General features: G+C 56.0%; 12 protein-coding genes. 5 read left to right on the top strand and 7 right to left on the bottom strand.

The annotated features are described in order from the left end of the window. Positions 1-132 precede the first annotated feature (132 nt). The 5 genes from NW839_RS04410 to NW839_RS04390 form a co-directional block, all read right to left on the bottom strand. A complete protein-coding gene (locus tag NW839_RS04410; RefSeq protein WP_414350222.1) occupies positions 133-372 on the bottom strand; it encodes a hypothetical protein in 240 nt (79 codons plus the stop codon). 1 nt (position 373) lies between these two features. Continuing rightward, a complete protein-coding gene (locus tag NW839_RS04405) occupies positions 374-748 on the bottom strand; it encodes a hypothetical protein (RefSeq protein WP_414350220.1) in 375 nt (124 codons plus the stop codon). Between the two features lie 75 nt (positions 749-823). Next, complete coding sequence (locus NW839_RS04400; protein ID WP_414350218.1) at positions 824-1,069, bottom strand: GlsB/YeaQ/YmgE family stress response membrane protein; 246 nt, start codon at positions 1,067-1,069, stop codon at positions 824-826. 509 nt (positions 1,070-1,578) lie between these two features. After that, the gene (locus NW839_RS04395; protein WP_414350217.1) at positions 1,579-2,883 is read right to left on the bottom strand and encodes a metallophosphoesterase family protein; all 1,305 of its coding nucleotides are present in this window, start codon (positions 2,881-2,883) and stop codon (positions 1,579-1,581) included. Between the two features lie 123 nt (positions 2,884-3,006). Then, positions 3,007-3,258, bottom strand: coding sequence for an RNA recognition motif domain-containing protein (locus tag NW839_RS04390; protein ID WP_011434316.1), 252 nt, complete (start codon positions 3,256-3,258; stop codon positions 3,007-3,009). Positions 3,259-3,635: 377 nt separating this feature from the next. Between NW839_RS04390 and NW839_RS04385 the strand changes: the two genes are divergently transcribed. The 4 genes from NW839_RS04385 to def all read left to right on the top strand — a co-directional run bounded on the left by NW839_RS04385 (position 3,636) and on the right by def (position 5,189). Continuing rightward, positions 3,636-3,812, top strand: coding sequence for an NblA/ycf18 family protein (locus NW839_RS04385; RefSeq protein WP_041437678.1), 177 nt, complete (start codon positions 3,636-3,638; stop codon positions 3,810-3,812). Further along, positions 3,812-4,138 (top strand): DUF2499 domain-containing protein, encoded by a 327-nt coding sequence (locus NW839_RS04380; protein WP_414350213.1) that lies wholly within the window; start codon positions 3,812-3,814, stop codon positions 4,136-4,138. Before NW839_RS04385 ends, NW839_RS04380 begins: the two co-directional genes overlap by 1 nt. A 3-nt stretch (positions 4,139-4,141) precedes the next feature. Then, entirely contained in the window at positions 4,142-4,456 is a 315-nt protein-coding gene (locus tag NW839_RS04375; RefSeq protein ID WP_414350212.1) for a DUF3593 domain-containing protein, read from the top strand. 142 nt (positions 4,457-4,598) lie between these two features. Continuing rightward, positions 4,599-5,189, top strand: coding sequence for a peptide deformylase (gene def, locus NW839_RS04370; protein ID WP_414350211.1), 591 nt, complete (start codon positions 4,599-4,601; stop codon positions 5,187-5,189). A gap of 38 nt (positions 5,190-5,227) precedes the next feature. Here def and NW839_RS04365 read toward each other — a convergent pair whose 3' ends face one another. Then, positions 5,228-5,581 carry a hypothetical protein gene (locus NW839_RS04365; protein WP_414350209.1) on the bottom strand — a complete coding sequence of 118 codons (354 nt, stop codon included), beginning with the start codon at positions 5,579-5,581 and terminating at the stop codon, positions 5,228-5,230. A gap of 199 nt (positions 5,582-5,780) precedes the next feature. Between NW839_RS04365 and cbiD the strand changes: the two genes are divergently transcribed. After that, on the top strand, positions 5,781-6,887 hold the full coding sequence (gene cbiD, locus NW839_RS04360) for a cobalt-precorrin-5B (C(1))-methyltransferase CbiD (protein WP_414350208.1): 1,107 nt from the start codon (positions 5,781-5,783) through the stop codon (positions 6,885-6,887). A 277-nt stretch (positions 6,888-7,164) separates the two neighbouring features. Here the strand turns inward: cbiD and NW839_RS04355 are convergent. Beyond that, positions 7,165-7,719: choice-of-anchor J domain-containing protein (locus NW839_RS04355; protein ID WP_414380489.1), on the bottom strand; the 555-nt coding region annotated here is incomplete at its 5' end.

The raw sequence follows: 7,719 nt of genomic DNA, 5'->3' as shown, positions 1-7,719 counted from the left end.
AAAAACCAACTTCATCCTCTTTCCTCTATAAATTATTCTCTCTATCCTAACATAAGATCAACACGACCTAAAACCAGGATCCTTTTTGCTTCCAGATCAAACCAAATCAAAACCAGATCAAAAATTTGTCGATCACAGACGCACCGGACTGTCCAAAGCCAAGTTAATCGTTTGGTTAGGGCGCAACACCACGACTTGAGGTGCCGTGATATTGCCCACCGCCACTCCGGCTCCAGCTCCGCCAATAACCCCTAAAGCAGAAACGCCTCCTGTGAGCAAGCCCAGCACCGTACCCCCCACAGCACCAATGGCTGCATCTTGAGCAATCGCTTCGGCAGAATAGTGGCGCTGGTCTTTCTCAGTGTGGATCAAATCAGTGGATCAAATCAGAAGACATCTGCACCGAGTAAAGTCGCCCATTGGCAATCAAAGCTGTGCCGAAGAACCTGGCCCCTCCCTGAGTCGGTCGCAAGCTGCCTCGCACCTCGCTGCCTGCTGGAATCGCCAATTGGCCGCTGCCGTTGTAGATGTCCTGGGCTACCCGCAGGGTAAGTGGGTGGGTGCTGTTGGGACTGAAGTACTGGGGCTCTTCTCCCTTGAAGCTCTGGACGGGAATGATGGTGCCCGGCTGCAGTTGGCGCACTCCCAAATCAAACAAGTGCTGGGCAGAAGCAGATGGCATTGTCAACAGACCCATGCTGGGGATGGCTAAGCCAATCATCGCTGCCGAAAGAACACGAATGCTCATAAAAATTCTCCTTCTCCGGTAAATGTTCAATCAAGATTGCAACGAAAACGCAAACTCTTGCGAGCAGTTTAAAGATCAAGCCCGACGAACGAAGCCAATTAACGCCAACAAAACCAAAGCCCCAATCGTGGCCATCAACAAGCTTCCCAACAAGCCCGTAGCCGACAGGCCAAGTAAATCGAAGAGGAATCCTCCAAAAAATGCCCCGCAAACACCAACAATTATGTTGCCTATCAAGCCAAAGCCATAGCCGCGTCGGATATTTCCTGCCAGCCAACCTGCTAGGGCTCCGATTAGGAGAAACCAAAGTATGCTGTTCATAGAACCTACTTCCTCAAGGTATGCCGTTCCTACAGATTACCCCTTGTTGCAAGAAAATAAATGCTCCAAGAACCAACCTTCTATACACTCGGCACACTTGACGGCTACTTACCAAATTGGTAGCCTTTGCCGAGAACAGATGGTTATTTGTCTTTTGATAACAGACCTCTATGGAGATAAAGATAAGAATCTTGTGAATGATTATGAAAGGGATCCCCCGCTCGCTGCGACTTCACAGCCCCCAGGCCCTAAACAAAAAAAGACTGGCAGTGTGAGGTCTACCAGTCTGAGTCAGTTCCCTGTGAGTGAGCTGATGCCGTCGTTGCCAACGTCTTCAACCCGATTCCCAGTTTGTGTTGCTTTTTGCCATTTCGAAGTGATTCAGATCACTTGAAACTTGAGGAGCCCGCAGCTTTGGCGAGCACTCCTGTCCTGATTTCTTCGTACAGGGATCCCCCATCCCCACCCCTATGAACCCTGAGGCGACAAAGAGAGCATCTCAAAACCAATCAAAACAAAGGCAACTGCTCCTCTTCCACTGGGGCAAGGCTTGAAGATCCCAGCTCCTCCCAGTTGGGGGCCCAGTCTTGTAAAGGATCCACATATTCCTCCAACAACTGACGGGCCGCGGCCAGCAAATCGTTGTGCAAGGGGGCCAGATCGCTGCGGTCGGCCAGATACTGCTCCAGAGCCGTCAGGGGCTCAAGTCGGCTGGGATCCCATCCCGGCAGACGGATGCGGCTGGGGCTGACCACTTCTGGGGCGATGGTGTAGCTAAAAGCAGGGGCAAGAGCGTTGTGCAGAGCCCGCTCATCAATGCACTCTAGCTGGTCGGGCCGTATGCGGTAGATCAACCGCAGGATAGAGCCGGCCACGGGGGCCTTGGCGATGGCGGCCAGCAGCTTGGACTGCGCCTGCTGGGGTGGATCTGCGCTCAGATCCAGGCGAATGGTGTGAAAGGTACGGGTTGGCAGGGGCAAAAATTCATAGCTGGCCCCCGTAGGGGTGACTTCCACCAGCACACAGCCTTTTTCCTCTTTTTCTTCGCCAAAATCCACCCGCTCAATGCTGCCGGGATAGAGCATCAAGGGATCCCGACACAGCACCTGGTGACGGTGGACATGCCCCAAGGCAACATATTGGTAGGCAGGTCGAGCCAGCAGCGAAAGGGGCACCGTAAACCCTCTGCCCACCGAAAGATGGCGTTCTGCTCCGTAGCGGGCTGTCTCCACCATGACGTGAGCCAACAAAATCGCCGGGATCCCTGGCTGCAGGGTGCGGATCTCCCCTTCTAGGGCTAGGCGGAGGCGCTGCAGGAGCTGATGCGCGAGGATTTCCCCTTCAAGCGCCAAGCTTTCCTGTTGGGCGAGTAGAGCAGAGCAACTCAGCCAAGGTAAAGTGGTCACCTGCACCGGGCCACCACGGGTTTCGATCCAATGAGTTTGCAGCTTGTCTCCCACAATAAAGCCTGAGACCCCCAAAGCGCGGTAGATAGCCAGGCTGTTGCCTCCCTGTCCCTGCCCGTACTGATCGTGGTTGCCCACCAACAGGACGGTTGGGATCCCTGCATCGGCCAGGCGGCGAAACTGTTGGGCAAAAAGCTCTTGATGGAGAGGGGGGGGTGTCGCATCGGGGAAAGCATCGCCCCCAAACAACACCAGATCCACCGCTTGGTTGAGAGCATGGTCAATGCACAAGCGCAAAGAAGCTACAAAATCTTCCAAACGGGTATTCAGGCCGGTAGCTGGGTTAATGTGGCCGTAGGCAAGACCACTGCCCAGATGAATGTCGGAAAGATGTAGCAACCTTACCATCTTGGGCGCTCTTGGAGACTTTGCAGCTCTCCCATCTGTTGGGATAAACCTTGCCGTTCGCGTTAGCGGGACGGAGTCCTTTGGTTGCCCAGAATGGCAAACCCAGGGTTGAACAATCTTTGCTTAGGCTTGGCGGCGGGGCCTGGCTCGATCCAAACGCAGAGGCCGGCCCATGAATTCCTGCCCGTTCGCGCTCTCGATGGCTTCGTCCTCCTCAGCTTCGGTTGCCAGATCCACAAACGCGAAGCCTCGTGTCTGACCTGTCTCTCGGTCTATCGGGATTGTAACCGACTTAACGTTCCACCTCTGCTGGAAGAAAGCTTTCAGTTCTTCTGTTGAGGCTTTATAGTTTAGGTTCCCCACAAAAATGGTCATGGCAATTCAAGCAAAGTAAGTCACCAATCAGCAAGGGTGGCAACAAAGCTCCAGAGTACTTCACTTCTATCATGGAGCCTTGCTAAGTCGCACAACGTGAAAGGATGTAAAGGGATCCCTGCCGGAAAATCTTCCCCCTTCCCCATCCAAAATGCACCTTTGTCCAACTTGACGGGCCTGTACTTTTTCTGCCACTGGGTTGAGGTTCTCTGCCCTCGCCTCGGCCAAGCTCCCTTCCGGCACGTCGAGATCCGGCATCTTGTCACGTTGTTGCGATTTGTTAAGATATGTATTATCCTGCTTGCACTACCTGGCCAGATCTGCGCTGTTGGAACTCTTTGCAGACCTCTCTACCTGAGCACCCTGAGGTGATAATGATGGATGAAACGCTAGAGCTCTCTTTGGAGCAGCAATTTCGCCAGCGGGCTTTCGAGACCTTGGTTTCTCGCATGAGCCCCGAGCAGGCCAAAGACATTTTGGTCAAACTGCACAAGCAAATGCTGTTGCAGGAGGCCACTTACCGCCAACTGCTGCGTCATTCCCTCAGCGCCTGATGCACGCCCTTTCGCTTCCCACCTGGTGGATTCACATTGCCAGCGTCTTGGAGTGGATCGCTGCTATTGTGCTCGTGTGGCAATTTGGGGAGCGGGTGGGCCAGCCCGAATGGCGAAGTTTGAGCTGGGCGATGCTGCCTGCTTTGTCGGGGGCGATGTGCGCGATCACCTGGCACTGGTTTGACAACGACCCCAAGTTAGACTGGGTGGTCACTGCACAGGCCAGCTTCACCTTGCTGGGCAACTGTACCCTGGCTTGGGCTGCCTACCGCATTTGGCGAGCTGAAAGGGTGGATGAGCCTGCACAGGAGGGGGATCCCGACTAGGCGATGAACAGTTTATTTGCCCTCTCTCTGCTCCCTTACTTGGTCTTTTTATTCTTTCTGTCGCGGCTGCGCCGGATCCCACGTTTGGCTTTGGTTGGATTTTGGCTGTTGTTGCTTTTTGTGGCCGTCAGCATCCCGGCAGGGCTGTACGCTCAGATGCACTACGGCACTTCCTTGGCCAATGTGGATCCCTTGCATGGAGGGGCAGAGGCTTTTCTCACCCTCTCCAATATTTTGGTGGCCTTGGGCTTTAAGCAGGGAATTGACCAACAGGCCCAACGACTTCCAGAGGCTGGCGACGGCAACCCTGAGCCATGATCATCCCAAACAGGTCCCTACCCCCTCTTCAAAATCAAAAAGGAGAAGAGAGTTAGGCAACAGTGGTTTCGGCGCAACTGGGACTGAATGTAAAATAGGGATCCAGGCCTGATACCTGCTGTTATTCTGTGAGATCTGCCAGATGGTGGCTACCCTTTCTGTTGCCGTTCCCAAAGTGAAGCTGAAGCATCCGCCCCTGCACATTTATCGCATGGGGGACAAGGTGCTGCGGCAGCCGGCCAAGCGCATCAGCCAGGTCAACGACGAGATCCGCCAGCTTGCCCGGGACATGCTGCAGACCATGTACAGCTTCGATGGGATTGGTCTGGCGGCTCCGCAAGTTGGCATTCCTAAGCGCATGATTGTGGTGGATCTTTATCCCGATAAGCCGGAGGTGCCACCGCTGGTGCTGATCAACCCGGAGATTCGCGAGTACATTGGCGAGGCCGTTGCCGGGCAGGAGGGTTGTCTAAGCATTCCGGGGGTGTTTTGCGAGGTCGTGCGCCCAGAAGGGATTGTGGTTTCGTTTAAGGATGAAACGGGGCGGCCCCGCACCCTTCGAGCGGACGATTTGCTGGCGCGGGTGATCCAGCACGAAATCGACCACCTCAACGGCGTGTTGTTTGTGGATCACGTGGAAAACGAGCTGGTGCTGGATCAAGAGCTGCGCAAACACGGCTTCCAGATGCAGGATGTGCAACGCAAAGGCAAGCCCTCTGCTGTTCCCCGTTGAAGCCTTTCCAGACCGGTCCGGACGACTGTCGGTTTGGTTTAGTGTTGCAAGCGCTGGGCCAAGAGCTGCTCCTCAAGGGCGGCAATGCGGTTGTAGGCAGCGGTTAACTGGGCACTCAGGCGCTGTATTTGGGCTTCGGGGGCCAGCTCATGCCCCATGCTGCGGTTGCTCACCACGGTGGGTTCATCATCCAGCAGGAAGTTGTGGCTGCCATCTTCCACCAAGTCTGAGATTAGAACGCTGTAACGGGAGGGGGCGGGGGTGTTTTTTTTGGCTTCCTGGGTAGCCAGGAGAACAGCCACCACCTGCTCGGGCATCCGCTCGATGGCAGCTTTTAGCTCCTGTATTTGCGACTCCAGACGCTCAAGGTAGTGCTGCACTGCTTCGCTCATAGCTGCCCCAGTTTTCGACTACCTTCATTGAAAAAGGCAAATTTCGGATCCCCCCTTCTTCCCCCAGATCATTTAACGATTGCTTCCGGGGGGTGTTCTCTGAAACTCAGGGGTTCCCTCGCGAGCCAGAATTGAGGTGTGCATTTTCCGGAGATTTTGGTTTTCCGGTCATCCATTTCCGAAGCAAAAAGCTGTGCAGATGCAGGATGCTGTTCAGGGATCCCGACCGCGGGGCTATACCTTGCCGGTTTTCGCCGTTGCTTCGGCCAGAGCTGCTCTTCACCACCTTCTGGGGATCCCTTTGGAGAAGGAAGGGGGGCGCTTGGCGATTGCGGTGCAGGCTGAGCCCCGGTCCCTTGAGGCTTGGATCCGGATCCCAGTGGAGCAGGTAGCTGCCTTGGAGAAGACAACAGCTCTGGCCATTACCCGCTCGGATCCCGGCCCCCACCTGGATCTCACCCGCGACACACCGGTCTGGGCTTGGGTGAGGTTGGAGGAGAGGGATCCCGAGGATCCCCCCTTGATCTTGGAAGCCGGGGAAGGGCTGGGGCGACGCACCGATGGCAGCCCGGCCATTTATGCCTATGCCCGCCGTTTGTTTGAGATCAATCTTTTGCCCGGGATCCCAGAGGGCTGCCGCCTGCGGGTGCGCATCATTTTGCCGGAAGGAAAGCTCCTGGCGGAGCGCACCTCCAATGCCGCTTTTGGGGTGCTGGAAGGGCTGGCCCTGTTGGGAACGCGGGCGGAGGTGGAGCCTTCCTCAAGTGTTGAGAGCTTAGAGCGAGCCCGCCAAGAGCTGCAACAAAAGTTGGAGCGGCACAAGCATTTGATCTTTTGCGTGGGCAGCCATGGGCAGCAGGTGGCGCTGGGGCAAGGGATCCCGGAAGACCAGATCCTGCGAGTAGCCAATTGGATAGGGCCGTTGCTAGTGGAAGCGGCGCTGCGGGGGGCGGAGTCCATTCATTTGATCGGCTACCACGGCAAGCTGATCAAGCTGGCAGGGGGGATCTTCACCACTTCCAGCCACGTGGCCGATGCCCGCTTGGAAATTCTGGCGGCAGCCCTGATCCGGCGTGGGGGAACGGCAGAACAGGCACGGCAAGTGCTGGAGTTGCGGACAGTAGAGGCAGCGGTGCACCATCTGGATGGCCTTGGCTGGGCAGCACCCGTGATGGAGGAGTTGGCTCGCCAAATCCTGGAGCGAGCCGCAGGCTATGTGCAAAAGTATGCCGGTCGATCCCTGCTGTTGGCGGTGACGTTGTTCGACCGACAGGGGCAAATCTGTGCCCAGGTGGGGATCCCATAATGAGGTCATTTCGATTGAGACGAGGACATTGCAATCCCCCCGGATCCTCAACCATTTTTCTCCCGAAGTGTCTTAAGCGCTCCGTGCCGCCAAAGGCAACCACCCCCGGCTCCTCTCCCTTTAGTCCGTGCTCCAAAAGTCAATCCCTCTGCTCGAAACCCGCTGAGCAACGGTGGATCCCGGCCAAGACCACATAGGAGAGCGTTACGGCTGAGGAAGCAGATCCACTTTCCCAGCCACTGCCAATCAGACTCAGGTTGGCACTAGGATCCCACACCTAGTTCCCGGAGATGTTGACACTATCCACCTGCCAGCGAGTGGCCGAGCCGGAAGCTGTACCAGAAGAGCGATAGCGGAAGGCAATGTAAACACGGTTGGAAGGCTGGATCCCAGCCAGAGAAATCGGGCCGGAGTCGACGAAGCTGCCCGTAGAGAGAGTGGGAATCGTCAGAGCAGTCCAAGTGGCTGCATTCACTGCCGCTGGAGTGCCTGCACCGCTGTAGTTGGTGGAGTAAAGAACGCTTAGTTGTTGCGAAGGAGGAAGGCCGTTATCGCTAAAAGAACTCCGATTGCGGAAGGTCAGAACTGGGTTGCTGACGGAAGCCAGGTTCAGAGGAGGAGTGATCAGCCAGTCATTACCCGGTTGCTGACCGTTGAAAGCGTTGGCCTCGGCAAGGGAGTTGACACAACGCCAGGAACGACTGGTGTCGCCGTCCACATCCACAATCTGCCAGCCGGCTGGAGCAGGGTTGCAGTTATCAAAGCCTTCAGTCAAAGGCAGGTTAACGGAAGGAGGAGTTGGTGTCGGTGTGGGCGTCGGCGTCGGTGTGGG

It is taken from the genome of Synechococcus sp. R5-15, from assembly GCF_047462035.1.
Classification (GTDB): domain Bacteria; phylum Cyanobacteriota; class Cyanobacteriia; order Thermostichales; family Thermostichaceae; genus Thermostichus.
The sequence above is the reverse complement of the archived record's forward strand: the minus strand, read 5'-3'. Positions and strand labels throughout refer to the sequence as shown.